The organism is Anaerobiospirillum thomasii (genome assembly GCF_900445255.1).
Taxonomy (GTDB): Bacteria; Pseudomonadota; Gammaproteobacteria; order Enterobacterales; family Succinivibrionaceae; genus Anaerobiospirillum_A; species Anaerobiospirillum_A thomasii.
In genome coordinates this window covers 995,168-1,008,548 of the sequence record NZ_UAPU01000007.1, presented here as the reverse complement: position 1 = coordinate 1,008,548, position 13,381 = coordinate 995,168, and the positions used below count along the sequence as shown (strand labels likewise).

At 44.5% G+C, this 13,381-nt stretch carries 22 protein-coding genes; 20 read left to right on the top strand and 2 right to left on the bottom strand.

Annotated elements, in window-relative coordinates; genetic code table 11:
- Positions 1 to 5 precede the first annotated feature (5 nt).
- Positions 6 to 2,522: a ribonucleoside-diphosphate reductase subunit alpha gene (locus DRZ93_RS11705; RefSeq protein WP_113743460.1), complete on the bottom strand. Its 2,517-nt coding sequence runs from the start codon at positions 2,520 to 2,522 to the stop codon at positions 6 to 8.
- Positions 2,523 to 2,757: 235 nt separating this feature from the next.
- Between DRZ93_RS11705 and pyrE the strand changes: the two genes are divergently transcribed.
- Positions 2,758 to 3,399 carry an orotate phosphoribosyltransferase gene (gene pyrE, locus DRZ93_RS11700; protein WP_113746655.1) on the top strand — a complete coding sequence of 214 codons (642 nt, stop codon included), beginning with the start codon at positions 2,758 to 2,760 and terminating at the stop codon, positions 3,397 to 3,399.
- 51 nt (positions 3,400 to 3,450) lie between these two features.
- On the opposite strand, the gene DRZ93_RS11695 is transcribed toward pyrE, so the two are convergent.
- Complete coding sequence (locus DRZ93_RS11695; protein WP_245933804.1) at positions 3,451 to 4,062, bottom strand: epoxyqueuosine reductase QueH; 612 nt, start codon at positions 4,060 to 4,062, stop codon at positions 3,451 to 3,453.
- A 633-nt stretch (positions 4,063 to 4,695) separates the two neighbouring features.
- On the opposite strand from DRZ93_RS11695, the gene rpsJ reads away from it, so the two are divergent.
- From rpsJ to rpsE, 19 genes are all read left to right on the top strand, one after another.
- Positions 4,696 to 5,007, top strand: a complete 312-nt coding sequence (rpsJ, locus tag DRZ93_RS11690) for a 30S ribosomal protein S10 (RefSeq protein ID WP_021890106.1) — start codon at positions 4,696 to 4,698, stop codon at positions 5,005 to 5,007.
- Between the two features lie 18 nt (positions 5,008 to 5,025).
- Positions 5,026 to 5,664, top strand: a complete 639-nt coding sequence (rplC, locus tag DRZ93_RS11685) for a 50S ribosomal protein L3 (RefSeq protein ID WP_113743463.1) — start codon at positions 5,026 to 5,028, stop codon at positions 5,662 to 5,664.
- 16 nt (positions 5,665 to 5,680) lie between these two features.
- Complete coding sequence (gene rplD / locus DRZ93_RS11680) at positions 5,681 to 6,292, top strand: 50S ribosomal protein L4 (RefSeq protein WP_113743464.1); 612 nt, start codon at positions 5,681 to 5,683, stop codon at positions 6,290 to 6,292.
- Complete coding sequence (rplW, locus tag DRZ93_RS11675) at positions 6,289 to 6,603, top strand: 50S ribosomal protein L23 (protein WP_113743465.1); 315 nt, start codon at positions 6,289 to 6,291, stop codon at positions 6,601 to 6,603. Before rplD ends, rplW begins: the two co-directional genes overlap by 4 nt.
- Positions 6,603 to 7,418, top strand: a complete 816-nt coding sequence (gene rplB / locus DRZ93_RS11670; RefSeq protein ID WP_113743466.1) for a 50S ribosomal protein L2 — start codon at positions 6,603 to 6,605, stop codon at positions 7,416 to 7,418. Before rplW ends, rplB begins: the two co-directional genes overlap by 1 nt.
- A gap of 18 nt (positions 7,419 to 7,436) precedes the next feature.
- The gene (gene rpsS, locus DRZ93_RS11665; protein WP_113743467.1) at positions 7,437 to 7,712 is read left to right on the top strand and encodes a 30S ribosomal protein S19; all 276 of its coding nucleotides are present in this window, start codon (positions 7,437 to 7,439) and stop codon (positions 7,710 to 7,712) included.
- A gap of 9 nt (positions 7,713 to 7,721) precedes the next feature.
- Positions 7,722 to 8,054, top strand: a complete 333-nt coding sequence (gene rplV / locus DRZ93_RS11660; protein ID WP_113743468.1) for a 50S ribosomal protein L22 — start codon at positions 7,722 to 7,724, stop codon at positions 8,052 to 8,054.
- Between the two features lie 12 nt (positions 8,055 to 8,066).
- Positions 8,067 to 8,876 carry a 30S ribosomal protein S3 gene (gene rpsC, locus DRZ93_RS11655; RefSeq protein ID WP_113743469.1) on the top strand — a complete coding sequence of 270 codons (810 nt, stop codon included), beginning with the start codon at positions 8,067 to 8,069 and terminating at the stop codon, positions 8,874 to 8,876.
- A gap of 14 nt (positions 8,877 to 8,890) precedes the next feature.
- Positions 8,891 to 9,304, top strand: coding sequence for a 50S ribosomal protein L16 (gene rplP, locus DRZ93_RS11650; RefSeq protein ID WP_113743470.1), 414 nt, complete (start codon positions 8,891 to 8,893; stop codon positions 9,302 to 9,304).
- Complete coding sequence (rpmC, locus tag DRZ93_RS11645) at positions 9,304 to 9,504, top strand: 50S ribosomal protein L29 (RefSeq protein WP_113743471.1); 201 nt, start codon at positions 9,304 to 9,306, stop codon at positions 9,502 to 9,504. The genes rplP and rpmC overlap by 1 nt, the downstream gene beginning before the upstream one ends.
- An 11-nt stretch (positions 9,505 to 9,515) precedes the next feature.
- Positions 9,516 to 9,782: a 30S ribosomal protein S17 gene (rpsQ, locus tag DRZ93_RS11640; protein WP_113743472.1), complete on the top strand. Its 267-nt coding sequence runs from the start codon at positions 9,516 to 9,518 to the stop codon at positions 9,780 to 9,782.
- Between the two features lie 139 nt (positions 9,783 to 9,921).
- Positions 9,922 to 10,290, top strand: coding sequence for a 50S ribosomal protein L14 (gene rplN / locus DRZ93_RS11635; RefSeq protein WP_113743473.1), 369 nt, complete (start codon positions 9,922 to 9,924; stop codon positions 10,288 to 10,290).
- Positions 10,291 to 10,308: 18 nt separating this feature from the next.
- Entirely contained in the window at positions 10,309 to 10,638 is a 330-nt protein-coding gene (rplX, locus tag DRZ93_RS11630) for a 50S ribosomal protein L24 (RefSeq protein WP_113743474.1), read from the top strand.
- Positions 10,639 to 10,664: 26 nt separating this feature from the next.
- Entirely contained in the window at positions 10,665 to 11,216 is a 552-nt protein-coding gene (gene rplE, locus DRZ93_RS11625) for a 50S ribosomal protein L5 (protein ID WP_113743475.1), read from the top strand.
- Between the two features lie 15 nt (positions 11,217 to 11,231).
- Positions 11,232 to 11,537, top strand: a complete 306-nt coding sequence (gene rpsN, locus DRZ93_RS11620) for a 30S ribosomal protein S14 (protein ID WP_113743476.1) — start codon at positions 11,232 to 11,234, stop codon at positions 11,535 to 11,537.
- A 14-nt stretch (positions 11,538 to 11,551) separates the two neighbouring features.
- Positions 11,552 to 11,944 (top strand): 30S ribosomal protein S8, encoded by a 393-nt coding sequence (gene rpsH / locus DRZ93_RS11615; protein ID WP_113743477.1) that lies wholly within the window; start codon positions 11,552 to 11,554, stop codon positions 11,942 to 11,944.
- Positions 11,945 to 11,953: 9 nt separating this feature from the next.
- Positions 11,954 to 12,487 (top strand): 50S ribosomal protein L6, encoded by a 534-nt coding sequence (gene rplF / locus DRZ93_RS11610; RefSeq protein WP_113743478.1) that lies wholly within the window; start codon positions 11,954 to 11,956, stop codon positions 12,485 to 12,487.
- Between the two features lie 18 nt (positions 12,488 to 12,505).
- The gene (gene rplR / locus DRZ93_RS11605; protein ID WP_113743479.1) at positions 12,506 to 12,859 is read left to right on the top strand and encodes a 50S ribosomal protein L18; all 354 of its coding nucleotides are present in this window, start codon (positions 12,506 to 12,508) and stop codon (positions 12,857 to 12,859) included.
- 12 nt (positions 12,860 to 12,871) lie between these two features.
- Positions 12,872 to 13,378: a 30S ribosomal protein S5 gene (gene rpsE / locus DRZ93_RS11600; RefSeq protein WP_113743480.1), complete on the top strand. Its 507-nt coding sequence runs from the start codon at positions 12,872 to 12,874 to the stop codon at positions 13,376 to 13,378.
- Positions 13,379 to 13,381 lie beyond the last annotated feature (3 nt).

The following is a 13,381-nucleotide window of genomic DNA, read 5'->3' as shown; positions in this document are numbered from 1 at the left end:
AAAACCTATGATGCACAGGATTCACATTCTTGAACTTCAAGTGCTTTGGAGCGTACGTAGTATATAGTTTTGACACCGCTCTGCCATGCTAAAAGATACAAGTTTAACACCTGACGCATAGTATAGTCATTAGTTATATACAGGTTCATACTCTGAGCCTGATCAATATGTCTCTGACGGACACCACAGGCACGTACTGAATAACTCTGGTCAATATTATGTGCATTTTTGTACAGCCACCAGGTGTTCTGTGACAGATCAGGAGCAACACGTGGCAGCATAGAGCCCTTCTTCTCTTCAAGGAAATACTTATTCATCACAGGATCGATACCTGCAGTGGTTCCTGCGATAATACTGGTTGAGGAGGTAGGGGCTACAGCCAGCAGATAGGCATTACGCATACCCTGAGTAGCTACAGATTTGGCAAGTGCAACCCACTTAGGTGATGAATAGTTGCGCTTGGTGAAGTAGCTTCCTGTCTGCCAGTCAGAGCCTTCAAAGACAGAGTAAGCGCCTTTTTCTGCAGCTATAGCTGAGCTTGCCTTGATGGCAGCAAAGTTGATGCGCTCAAAGAGCTTGTCTACATAGGTCAGATGCTCATCGCTCTCCCACTTGATATTCTGTTTGGCAAGCAGATGATGATAGCCTGAAATTCCAAGACCTATACTTCTGTATTTGTGATTGGTCAGCTTGGCATATGGTGTAGGATAGAAGTTAAGATCAATAACATTATCAAGCGCACGTACAGCTGTCTCGACAATATTATCAAGATATTCAATATCATCTACATTGATGCGGCCCAGAACGAGTGAGGCCAGATTACATACTACAAAATCACCAGGCTTTGCGGTGGTGACAACCTTAACCACGCCATCTTCTGTTACAACTTCTTTGCCTATAGTTTCAATGCATGACATATTCTGGGCAATTTCAGTACACAGATTGGATGAGTAGATGTTACCAACATGTGAATTTGGATTGGCAGCATTCACCAGATCTCGGTTAAATATAAAAGGAGTTCCTGTCTCAACAGCTGATTTAAGAATAAGACGTACCAGATCCTTGATTAAAATCTGGCGTTTGACAATACGGCTGTCGTGCACACAGTCAAGATAGCGGCTTTCAAACTCGTGGCCAAAGAAATCCTCCAGGTGATAGCCCTTGATCTTGTGGATTTCATAAGGGCACATCAGATACCATGTACCATCAATATTATCCTGCACCTGACGCCAGAAGAAGTCTGGGACACATATTGCAGGGAATATGTCATGGGCCTTCATTCTGTCATCGCCGTTATTGGTTCTAAGCTGTAAAAACTCTGGCAGATCTCTGTGCCACATATCAAGATAGACAGCAACAGCGCCCTGTCTTACACCTAACTGATCTACAGCTACGGCTGTATCGTTTACAAGCTTGATCCAGCGTATGATACCTCCGGCCGCGCCTTCAAAGCCACGTATGGCACTTCCCATGGCGCGGACTTTTCCAAAATACAGACCCATACCGCCGCCGAACTTGCTGACCTGAGCGAAGTTATCTAGCGATCTGTAAATGCCTGTAAGGCTGTCTGGCACAGTATCTATAAAGCATGATGAGAGCTGATGATATGGCTTTCTTGCATTGGCAAGAGTTGGTGTTGCCATTGTAACTTCCATTTTTGAAAGCATATTGTAAAAGCGCTGCACCCATGATAGACGGTTGGTCTTTTCGTTCATGGCAAGGTGCATGGCAATACCAAGGAACATCTCCTGCGGTGTCTCAAGCGGTACATGCTGATGATTGCAGATAACATAGCGCTTTATCAGCAGATCTAAACCTGCATAGGTAAACAGATGATCGCGCTCAGGACGGATGAAGCTGTGAGCCTTTACTATATCTTCCTTGCTGTAGCTCTTGAGTATGTATTCGCCGTACAGACCTTCATTTACCAGATAGAGAATTTTGTCATAGAAGGTTTTTAAATTTAATTTATCTTCCTGTGCTTTAAGATTTAAATGGAATTTATGTGACAGCAGACGGCCTGCAATCATTTCAAATTTAGGAGCTGTCTGTGTTGTCAATTCTACTGCTGCCTTGATCAGTGATGAGAGCTGTTCATTGACTGAAGATGAAGGCTTGGACAGGGAAATAAACTTTGAGCTTAATACTGACAGAGAGTATTCAATTTCTGTAAAATCACGCTGTATAGATTCAAGCACACTTCCAAGAGTAACATCACCGGTTGCGGTGACAAGAGCTATACGCAAAGTACGTAGTTCAGAACGTTTTTGTCTGTAAATAATAAAACTCTTGGCAGCAGAGAAGAAGCCTTTTGACATCAATGCCTCTTCAACAGTGTCCTGAATTGATTCAACAGTATTTATAGGTGCGCTCTGTAATTTCTTGGTAATGTCTGCAACTATATCCTGCAGTTTTTCAGCAGAGGCCTCTTCACCTATACTTTTAAATGATTTATAAATAGCGGTTTCGATTTTTTGGGGATTGAACTCTTCCTGAGTTCCTGAACGTTTAATAATTTGCATTGCGAGTCTCTATATAAAATGATGGCACATTATAACAAAATGAAGTGGCATAAACGACTAATATTGAGATAATTTTCTATTTAAAAAACATCGAAAAATCAATAAGATAAATATTAATAATTATATCAAACACTACCTCTATCGTACTTTGCTTGATATTTGGAGCTTATATAAATAGCAGTTATTATTTGCTAGAATTGTGAGGTAAATTTATTTAAACCATGCTGAGGTTTGTATGCAGGAATACCAAAAAAAGTTCATAGATCTTTCTCTTGAAAAAGGTGTATTAAAGTTTGGAAGTTTTGTGCTCAAGTCAGGGCGTACTTCCCCTTATTTTTTCAATGCCGGACTGTTCTGTACTGGTGAGGATCTGGCAACTTTAGGATCCTGCTATGCACAGGCTCTTATCAATGCTGATATTGATTATGATATGCTCTTTGGCCCTGCATATAAGGGTATTCCACTTGCCTGTGCCACGGCTATGGCACTCTCATCAGAACACAATATCAACAAGCCATGGTGCTTTAACCGTAAAGAGGCCAAGGATCATGGTGAAGGCGGCAATCTTGTAGGTGCCAAGCTCTGTGGCAATGTCGTTCTGATTGATGATGTAATTACAGCAGGTACTGCCATAAGAGAGTCATACAACATCATCAAGAGCACAGGATCAACCTTTAAGGCTGCCGTAATTGCGCTTAACAGACAGGAAAAGGGGCAGGGTGAGCAGAGTGCCATTGATGAGGTGAAGAGCTCATTAGGTATTGATGTTGTGTCAATTATTACATTTGATGATCTACTAACCTACATTGAGCAGGATGGGACTCTTGGCGTATTTAAAGATGATATGCATGAGTACAGAGAAAGATATGGTGCTTAACTTATAAAAATAGTTAGAGATAGAAGGGGCTCTCACCTGAGAGCCTTTATATTATTTATCACGAGGGGTGTTGTCTACAAGTACATTTCTTACGTACTGTGTTCCTTCCTGTGAATAGACGCAGCCGCAGTACTGCTGGTTATAGAAATCAAACTCTTTGACAAGCTCATAGCGTCTGCCGACCAGACCCTGTTTACGCCAGTCCTGATCCCAGTAGATTGAACCCTCAACGGCATTTTGCGCCTCCTGACCACAGTGATCTACCTGCTTTTTATTCTTCCATCTTGATGTGGCAAGAGTTGAGGTGAAAAGATTGATTCCGCGCTCTTTGGCAAAAAGAGCAGTTACAGTCAGACGGTGAGTAAAGCATACAGTGCATCTGGCACCGCGCTCTGGTTCATTTTCAAGTCCTTTAATCTTCTCAAACCAGGTCTTGGTGTCATAGTCTCCCACAACAACCTCAAAGTTTAAAAGCGAACTGAGTGAAATAAGTTCATCACGACGCTTTTCATACTCATCTAAAGGATGAATGTTTGGGTTGTAGAAAAAGACAACAGGACTTATATCATTTGCTTTGAAGCATTCTAAAACAGCTCCTGCGCATGGAGCGCAGCAGCAGTGCATAACAACCTCTTTGGCATCGCCCGGAAGATGTAAATCCATTTTGGGGCTGTTGCCAAAGGATTGAGGCAGTCTACGTATAATTACTGACATATAATATAGTGTGGAGATTTAAAACCGCGGTTATTTTAAACATAAAAAACTGATAAATAGTAAAAATTGATAAAAATTAGTGGTTTATGTGCATATTGAAGGTAAAGATTAGACCATTGTATATAAGTAAAAGACATGACATAGGTTTGTTACGACTCTCTAGTAAAAAAGATAACAAGAAAACATAGCTATACGGAAGATAAGAAGGGGCACTTTAGGTTTAACAAGTAAAGCATGTTGTAGCGCATAATTTTACACAATATGTCTGCAGCATAATTTGTTGAAGCTTACGGCATTTATATGGGGTTTTTAAAATAATTTAACTTATAAATTAGCAGCTTAGATCAAGCATTTACATAATTTAAAAAAAAGCTTGCATTTGTCACATTTTTAGATAAAATATAAGGGTTTTATCTGACCGCATAATAAGAAAATGCGCGCTCAGAACCAGCCCTCCATCATTAAGATGTGGCTGATGTTACTCTCCCTAATTTTGGGAGTAATTGTTGGTATGACACTTCCTCTTATTGTTTAGGTAAGAAGGCGAGTGTTTACATGTTCTTTTTATATATGGAGTCTGTAATGCAGAACCAAAGAATCAGGATCCGCCTCAAGGCTTACGATCACAGATTAATTGATCATTCAACTGCTGAGATCGTAGAGACTGCAAAGCGCACCGGCGCACAGGTACGTGGTCCTATCCCGCTCCCAACCCGTAAGGAGCGTTACACTATCCTTATCTCCCCACACGTCAACAAAGATGCTCGTGACCAGTACGAGATCCGTACACATAAGCGTTTAGTAGACATCGTGGAACCAACTGAGAAGACTGTAGATGCTTTAATGCGTCTTGATCTTGCAGCTGGTGTAGATGTTCAGATTAGCCTTCGCTAAAAAATAGGGGAATTTACAATGTCAATCGGTTTAATCGGCCGCAAGCTTGGAATGACCCGCGTGTTCAATGAGGACGGCAAGTCTGTTCCAGTAACCGTAATCCAAGTTGAGGCTAATCGCGTAACCCAGGTTAAAAACGTTGAGACTGATGGCTACAATGCTATTCAGGTAACAACTGGCGAACGCAAAGCAAGTCGTATGACCAAGGCTGAAATTGGTCATTTTGCCAAGGCAAGCGTAGAAGCTGGCCGTGGTTTATGGGAGTTCCGCTTAGAGCCTGCTGAGCTTGAGGCTTATCAGGTTGGTTCAGAGATCAAAGTAGATGCTTTCCAGGACGTTAAGAAAGTTGACGTTACTGGCCAGTCAAAAGGTAAGGGCACTGCTGGTACTGTTAAGCGCTACAACTTCCGTACCCAGGATTTTACCCACGGTAACTCACGCTCTCACCGTGTACCTGGCTCAACTGGTCAGAACCAGACACCAGGCCGCGTATTCAAGGGCAAGAAGATGGTTGGTCGCATGGGCGGTGAGAAAGTCACAGTTCAGTGTTTAGACCTTGTTCGCATTGACTCAGAGCGCAATCTTTTACTCGTCAAGGGTGCCGTTCCAGGTGCCAATAACGGCGACGTAATTGTAAGACCAAGCGTTAAAGCTTAACTCGAGGTAAAGGAACATGGAATTAAAGATGATTGGCGCTGACAAGGGACTAGAGGTATCAGAGAATGCCTTCGGTCGCGAGTTCAATGAGGCGCTAGTACATCAGGTAGTTGTTGCCTACCTAAGTACAGCTCGCGCTGGAACTAAAGCGCAGAAAACCCGTTCTGAAGTCTCAGGCGGTGGTAAGAAACCTTTCCGTCAGAAGGGCACAGGCCGCGCACGTGCAGGTTCATCACGTTCACCATTATGGCGTGCTGGTGGTACTATTTTCGCAGCCAAGCCACAGGATTGGTCTCAGAAAGTTAACCGTAAGATGTATCGCGTTGCAATGCGCAGCATTTTATCAGAGCTTGTTCGTCAGGACCGTCTGGTTGTAGTAGACGAGTTAAAGCTCGAAGATCACAAGACTAAATCATTAGTTGCCAAGCTTAAGGAACTTGATCTTAAGAAGGTACTAATTGTAACTGAGAACTTCGATGAGAATCTGTTCTTAGCTGCACGCAACCTGTACAAGGTTGAAGTTTGCCAGCCTGGTACAACTCTGTTCAATCCAGTAAATCTTGTTGGCTTTGAGAAAGTTTTAATGACACAGGGTGCTGTTAAGAAAGTAGAGGAGATGCTTAAATGATGCAGGAAGCTCGTTTAATGAATATCCTTCGCGCACCAGTTGTATCTGAGAAGTCAACTCTAGTTCGCGAGAATACAAATACTATCGTATTTAAAGTACTTCCAAATGCAACTAAGAAAGAAATCAAAGTTGCTGTTGAGACAATTCTTGGCGTTAAGGTAGACGCAGTTCGTACCCTCAATGTACAGGGTAAGGCACGTCGTACTAACCGCGGTATTGGTCGTCGTTCTAACTGGAAGAAGGCATATGTCACTTTAGCTGCTGGCCAGAATCTAGATGATATGGCAACAGCTGAGAAGGAGACTAACTAATGGCTATTATTAAAGCAAAGCCAACCTCCGCAGGTCGTCGTCACGTAATTCAGATCAAGAATCCTGATTTATGGAAGGGCGCACCGTTTGCTCCTCTCGTAGTTGAGAAGCGTAAGACTGGTGGTCGTGACAACTATGGTCATATTTCTACCCGTCACATCGGTGGTGGTCACAAGCAACGTTATCGTTTAATTGACTTCAAGCGTCAGAAGGATGGTATTGAGGCACGTGTTGAACGTTTAGAGTATGATCCAAACCGTTCAGCCCACATCGCCTTAGTACTTTACACTGATGGTGAGCGTCGTTACATTCTTGCTCCAAAGGGCTTGAAAGTAGGCGATAAAATCATGTCAGGCGACTCAGCTCCTATTAAGGTAGGTAACTGCCTCCCAATGCGTAACATACCTGTTGGTACTTCTGTTCACGCTGTAGAGCTGATGCCAGGTGCTGGTGCTAAGTTTGCTCGTTCAGCTGGTGCATTCTGTCAGATCCTTGCTCGTGAGGGTGATTACGTAACCCTTCGTATGAGATCAGGTGAAATGCGTCGCGTTCTTGCAAATGGCCGTGCAACTGTCGGTGAAATTGGCAACAGTGAGCACATGCTTCGCCAATTAGGTAAAGCTGGTGCAAATCGCTGGCGCGGTGTACGTCCTACAGTTCGTGGTATGTCAATGAACCCAATCGACCACCCACACGGTGGTGGTGAGGGTCGTAACAAGGGCATTCAGCCACGTTCACCTTGGGGTACTCCATGTAAGGGTTATAAGACCCGTAAGAACAAGCGTACTGAGAAGTACATCGTTCGTCACCGTTAATTAAGTTGAGGATATAACATGCCACGTTCTCTGAAGAAAGGGCCGTTTATTGACGAGCACTTACTGAAGAAAGTTGAGAAGGCGCTAGCTGATGGCGACAAGAAGCCAATCAAGACATGGTCACGCCGCTCAATGATTATACCTTCCATGATTGGTATGACAATTGCCGTTCACAACGGCCGTCAGCACGTGCCAGTGTACGTATCTGATGAAATGGTAGGTCACAAATTAGGCGAGTTCGCACCAACCCGCACTTTCCGTGGTCACGCTGCCACTGATAAGAAGTCTAAGTAGGAGTAGCAAATGGAAGCAAAAGCAATATATCGCAATGCACGCTCTTCTGCACAAAAGGCTCGTTTAGTTGCAGATCAGGTTCGCGGAATGCCTGTTGATAAGGCTCTGAACTTATTAAAGTTCAGCCCACGCAAGGCCGCTAAGATCATTTACAAGGTTCTGGAGTCTGCAGTTGCAAATGCTGAGAACAACTACTCATTAGATGTAGAGACTCTGGTTGTATCACGTATTATGGTTGATGAGGGTCCTTCCATGAAGCGTATCATGCCACGTGCAAAAGGCCGTGCTGACCGCATCGTGAAGCGTACTTCCCACATCAGCGTATATGTAGCTGAGCGTTAACAGGAGTATAAAATGGGTCAGAAAGTTAATCCCATTGGAATAAGACTTGGCATTACTAAGCCTTATTCATCGGTCTGGTACGCATCAACTGCGAATTTCCCAGCCAACATTAAGAGCGATTTTGAGGTTCGTAAATACTTAACTGAAGAACTCAAGAACGCTTCTGTATCAAAGATTGTTATCGACAGACCAGCTAAGAGCATTCGTGTAACAATTCACACCGCTCGTCCTGGTATCGTAATCGGTAAGAAGGGTGAAGACGTTGAGAAGCTGCGCAAGAAGATCTCTGACATAGCCGGTGTTCCTGCTCAGGTTAATATCTCTGAAGTTCGTAAGCCAGATCTTGATGCTAAGCTTGTTGCTGACTCTATCGCAAGTCAGTTAGAGCGTCGTGTAATGTTCCGCCGCGCAATGAAAAAAGCAATTCAGAATGCAATGCGCGTTGGTGCTAAGGGCATTAAGGTTGAAGTTTCAGGTCGTCTTGGCGGTGCCGAAATTGCTCGTTCAGAGTGGTTACGTGAGGGTCGTGTACCTCTCCACACTTTACGTGCTGATATCGATTATGCACTGTCAGAGGCTGATACAACCTATGGTGTTATCGGCGTTAAGGTATGGATCTTCAAGGGTGAAGTATTAGGCGATCTGCCTTTAACTCAGGAAGAGACCGAAGAGCGTAATAATGCAGCAGCACCTGCAGGCAGAAAGCGTCGTCGCGATGACAATGGCGCTCGTGCAGGACGTCGTGGCCGTGGTGGCGATAAGAAAGCTTCCGGCAAGACCGCTCAGGACGCTGCCCCAGCAGAAGCCAAAGCTTCTGAGTAACGGAGGAGCATTAGATGTTACAACCAAAACGTACTAAATACCGTAAGACCCAGAAAGGTCGTAACGAAGGTTTAGCATACACTGGAAATGAGGTATCTTTTGGCGAGTTCGGCCTTAAGGCAACTTCACGTGGTCAGATTACCGCTCGTGAGATCGAGGCTGCACGTCGTGCTTTCACTCGTGAGATGAAGCGTGTTGGTAAAGTTTGGATCCGCGTATTTCCAGATAAGCCAATTACTCAGAAGGCCCTTGGCGTTCGTATGGGTAAAGGTAAGGGTGCCGTTGAATATTGGGTATGTCCAATTCAGCCAGGTAAGGTTCTGTTTGAACTAAGTGGTATTCCAGAGTCAGTAGCTCGTGAGGCTTTCCGTCTTGCTGCTGCTAAGCTCTCAGTAACCACAACATTTGTTCGCAAGGCGGTGATCTAATGAAAGCTACTGAGTTACGCAACAAGTCTGTTGAAGAACTGAAGAACGAGCTTTCAGGTCTTCATCGTGAGCAGTTCAACTTACGTTTCCAGTTAAAGACAGGTCAGCTGTCACAGACTGATAACTTAAGAAAGGTACGTCGCGATATCGCACGTGTCAACACTGTTCTATCAGAGAAACTACGCGCAAGCGCTGAGTAATGGAGTGCAAAATGACTGAAACTACTAAAGTTGCACGCACCCTACGCGGTCGCGTTGTTAGTGACAAGATGCAGAAGGCCTGTGTTGTTGCCGTTGAAAGACGCATTAAGCATCCTATTTATGGTAAGATCTTAAAGCGTACAACCAAGTTCCACGTACAAGACCGTGAGAACGTAGCACAGACTGGTGATCTTGTAGAGATCAAAGAGTGCCGTCCAGTTTCAAAGACAATTGCATGGACACTCGTTCAGGTTGTTGAGAAGGCCCAGAAGGTCTAATCAGTAAACTACAAATTAAAAAGTCAGTTCGTTTTTCCTTAAAAGACTTGCGAACTGGCTTTATATTTGTTATTATTTAGCGCCCTTCCGAATTCATAGTGGGTTTGGGAGTTTAATTTTATTTAAACGGAGCATGTAAATGATCCAGATGCAAAGCATGCTTGACGTTGCCGACAACTCAGGTGCTCGCAGCGTAATGTGCATTAAGGTCCTTGGTGGATCTCACCGTCGTTATGCAGCAATTGGCGACATCATTAAAGTGTCTGTCAAAGAAGCAATTCCTCGTGGCAAAGTCAAGAAGGGCGATGTGGTTGCAGCCGTTGTAGTACGTACTAAGAAAGGTGTACGTCGTCCAGACGGTTCAGTCATTCGCTTTGATAGCAACGCTGCAGTTCTTCTGAATTCGCAGCACGAGCCTATTGGCACCCGTATCTTCGGACCTGTTACTCGTGAACTTCGTTCCGAGCAGTTCATGAAGATTGTGTCATTAGCTCCAGAAGTACTCTAAATTTAAAGGGGTATTAACATGGCAGCGAAAATCCGCCGCAATGACGAAGTTATCGTCATCACAGGTAAAGACAAGGGTCGCGTTGGTAAAGTTACCCAGGTTTTTCCTAGTGAGCACAAGGTGATTGTTGAGGGTATCAATATCCACAAGAAACACCAGAAAGCAAACCCTAATTTAAACATTCAGGGTGGTATCGTTGACAAAGAGGCAAAAATTGATGTCTCTAATGTTGCGATTTATAATCCAGCCACAAAGAAAGCTGATAAAGTTGGTTTCCGCTTCGAAGACGGCAAGAAAGTTCGTTTCTTCAAGTCAAACAACGAAACAGTTCCTTCTCAGGCTAAGTAATAGCAGTTTTTATCAGGAGATAAACGATGGCGAAACTGCATGATATATACAAGCAGGAAGTAATCAAAGCCTTAACAGAAAAATTTGGTTACAAGACAGTCATGCAAGTCCCTCGGATTGTGAAAATAACCCTTAATATGGGTGTTGGTGAGGCAATTGCAGACAAGAAAGTTCTAGAGAACGCTGCACGTGACATGGCCGCAATTTCTGGCCAGAAGCCACTAATCACCAAGGTTCGCAAGTCTGTAGCGGGCTTCAAAATCCGTGAAGGTTATCCAATTGGATGCAAAGTAACCTTACGTGGCGAGCGTATGTGGGAATTCCTCGAGCGCTTAATTGTGATCTCAATTCCACGTATCCGCGACTTCCGTGGTCTGAATGCAAAGTCATTTGACGGTCGTGGTAACTACTCAATGGGTGTACGTGAGCAGATCATTTTCCCTGAGATTGACTATGACAAGGTTGACGCAATTCGCGGCCTGGACATAACAATCACTACAACGGCAAAGACCGACGAAGAGGGCCGTGCCCTTTTAGAGGCCTTTAACTTCCCGTTCCGCAATTCTCAGGCTAAGTAACGAGGACGAACCTAAATGGCTAAGACTTCTATGAAGAACCGTGAGCTCAAGAGAGAGCGTCTTTGCGAAAAGTACTATGCAAAGCGCATGGAGCTCAAAAAAACTATTTCAAGTGTATCAGCCTCCGATGAAGACCGTTGGGCTGCTGTGCAGGCTTTAGCTGCACTGCCACGCGACTCAAGTCCATCACGTCGTCGCAATCGTTGTTCTGAGACTGGTCGTCCACATGGTTACCTACGCAAGTTTGGTCTGTGCCGTATTAAGTTACGTGAGCACATGATGCGTGGTGAAATTCCAGGTCTACGCAAGGCCAGCTGGTAAGAGGGGAGATACATATGAGCATGCAAGATCCGATTGCGGATTTGTTAACTCGCGTCCGTAACGGCCAGGCTTCAGGCAAAGTTACGGTATCAATGCCTTCTTCAAAGCAGAAGGTTGCACTGGTTAACCTGTTATTAAAAGAAGGTTATATAGCTGGTTTTGAAGTAACCGGCGATGTTAAGAAGGTTTTAGAGATCGAACTGAAGTATTACGAGGGCAAACCTGTAATCGAATTAATTCAGCGCGTTTCTCGTCCAGGCCTCCGTATTTACAAGAAGTGCCGTGACCTTCCACGTATTATGAATGGTTTAGGCATTGCTGTTGTTTCTACATCAAAAGGCCTAATGACCGACCGTGCCGCCCGTAAGGACGGTTTAGGCGGCGAAGTTATCTGCTACGTCGCATAAGGAGGGGACATGTCACGTATTGCTAAGGAACCTGTTATCGTTCCTCAAGGCGTCGAGGTCTCCATCGACGGCCAGAAATTAACAATTAAGTCCAAGAAAGGACAGATGACTTTAAACGTACACCCATCTGTAAAGGTTAACTTTGCTGACAATGCATTAACCGTTGAGCAGGTTGGTGAGACCAAAGAGTCAAACATGCAGGCTGGTACTACCCGTGCCTTAATGCATAACATGGTAGTTGGCCTTGATAAGGGCTTTGAGAAGAAACTTCAGTTAGTCGGCGTGGGTTTCCGTGCACAGGCTAAGGGAAATGTTCTGTCATTAGCTCTAGGCTTCTCACACCCAGTAGAGCACGCTCTTCCAGAGGGTATTACTTGTGAGACACCATCTCAGACTGAGATCATTCTTAAGGGCTTTGACAAGGCACTTTTAGGTCAGGTAGCTGCCGATATTCGTTCATATCGTGAGCCTGAGCCATACAAGGGCAAGGGTATCCGCTACTCTGATGAAGTTGTTCGCATCAAAGAAGCTAAGAAGAAATAAGGATTGGGGTAACATACCATGTTTGATAAGAAACAATCTCGCATCCGTCGTGCTACTAAGGCACGTTCTAAGATGCATGAATTGGGAGTCACACGCCTTGTCGTTACCCGTACTCCTCGTCATATTTATGCCCAGATTATCAATAAGGACAGCCACGTTTTAGCAGCTGCTTCTACCTTAGAGAAGGATCTGGTTAAAGACCTAAAGACAACCGGCAACGTAGAGGCTGCTAAAGTAATCGGCGCCGAGATTGCCAAGCGTGCATTAGCTGCTAATGTTGACACAGTAGCTTTTGATCGTTCAGGTTACAAGTATCACGGCCGTGTTGCTGCTTTAGCTGACGCCGCTCGTGAAGCTGGTCTTAAGTTCTAGGAGTGTAGGCAAATGCAACACAAAGAAGAATCCCAGGCAGGCGAGCTTCAGGAGAAGTTAGTTGCTGTAAACCGTGTAGCTAAGGTAGTTAAGGGTGGTCGTATTTTCTCATTCACCGCATTAACTGTTGTTGGCGATGGCAATGGCCGCGTAGGTTATGGCTATGGCAAGGCTGGTGAAGTTCCAGCAGCTATACAGAAGGCAATTGAGCAGGCTCGTCGTAATGTAAATTCAAATATTACATTAAATGACGGTACCTTATTCCATGCCGTTAAAGGTGAGCATTCAGGCTCTATGGTGTACATGCAGCCAGCCTCTGAAGGTACTGGTATTATTGCCGGCGGTGCTATGCGTGCCGTTCTCGAGGTAGCTGGTGTACGTAACGTTTTAGCAAAGGCATATGGTTCTACTAACCCAATCAACGTAGTTCGCGCCACTGTTAAAGCATTAGCATCTATGCGTACTCCTGAAAGCGTCGCTGCAAAGCGTGGTCTTTCAGTAAATGAGATCATGGAGTAAGAA

Coding starts and splice junctions, on each gene's coding strand:
- rplR (WP_113743479.1), top strand. CDS start 12,506: ATGTTTGATAAGAAACAATCTCGCATCCGTCGTGCTACTAAGGCACGT.
- rpsN (WP_113743476.1), top strand. CDS start 11,232: ATGGCTAAGACTTCTATGAAGAACCGTGAGCTCAAGAGAGAGCGTCTT.
- DRZ93_RS11705 (WP_113743460.1), bottom strand. CDS start 2,522: ATGCAAATTATTAAACGTTCAGGAACTCAGGAAGAGTTCAATCCCCAA.
- rplX (WP_113743474.1), top strand. CDS start 10,309: ATGGCAGCGAAAATCCGCCGCAATGACGAAGTTATCGTCATCACAGGT.
- rplF (WP_113743478.1), top strand. CDS start 11,954: ATGTCACGTATTGCTAAGGAACCTGTTATCGTTCCTCAAGGCGTCGAG.
- rplW (WP_113743465.1), top strand. CDS start 6,289: ATGATGCAGGAAGCTCGTTTAATGAATATCCTTCGCGCACCAGTTGTA.
- rpmC (WP_113743471.1), top strand. CDS start 9,304: ATGAAAGCTACTGAGTTACGCAACAAGTCTGTTGAAGAACTGAAGAAC.
- rpsQ (WP_113743472.1), top strand. CDS start 9,516: ATGACTGAAACTACTAAAGTTGCACGCACCCTACGCGGTCGCGTTGTT.
- rpsJ (WP_021890106.1), top strand. CDS start 4,696: ATGCAGAACCAAAGAATCAGGATCCGCCTCAAGGCTTACGATCACAGA.
- rplE (WP_113743475.1), top strand. CDS start 10,665: ATGGCGAAACTGCATGATATATACAAGCAGGAAGTAATCAAAGCCTTA.
- rpsC (WP_113743469.1), top strand. CDS start 8,067: ATGGGTCAGAAAGTTAATCCCATTGGAATAAGACTTGGCATTACTAAG.
- rplN (WP_113743473.1), top strand. CDS start 9,922: ATGATCCAGATGCAAAGCATGCTTGACGTTGCCGACAACTCAGGTGCT.
- pyrE (WP_113746655.1), top strand. CDS start 2,758: ATGCAGGAATACCAAAAAAAGTTCATAGATCTTTCTCTTGAAAAAGGT.
- DRZ93_RS11695 (WP_245933804.1), bottom strand. CDS start 4,062: ATGGATTTACATCTTCCGGGCGATGCCAAAGAGGTTGTTATGCACTGC.
- rplD (WP_113743464.1), top strand. CDS start 5,681: ATGGAATTAAAGATGATTGGCGCTGACAAGGGACTAGAGGTATCAGAG.
- rpsE (WP_113743480.1), top strand. CDS start 12,872: ATGCAACACAAAGAAGAATCCCAGGCAGGCGAGCTTCAGGAGAAGTTA.
- rpsS (WP_113743467.1), top strand. CDS start 7,437: ATGCCACGTTCTCTGAAGAAAGGGCCGTTTATTGACGAGCACTTACTG.
- rplB (WP_113743466.1), top strand. CDS start 6,603: ATGGCTATTATTAAAGCAAAGCCAACCTCCGCAGGTCGTCGTCACGTA.
- rplP (WP_113743470.1), top strand. CDS start 8,891: ATGTTACAACCAAAACGTACTAAATACCGTAAGACCCAGAAAGGTCGT.
- rpsH (WP_113743477.1), top strand. CDS start 11,552: ATGAGCATGCAAGATCCGATTGCGGATTTGTTAACTCGCGTCCGTAAC.
- rplC (WP_113743463.1), top strand. CDS start 5,026: ATGTCAATCGGTTTAATCGGCCGCAAGCTTGGAATGACCCGCGTGTTC.
- rplV (WP_113743468.1), top strand. CDS start 7,722: ATGGAAGCAAAAGCAATATATCGCAATGCACGCTCTTCTGCACAAAAG.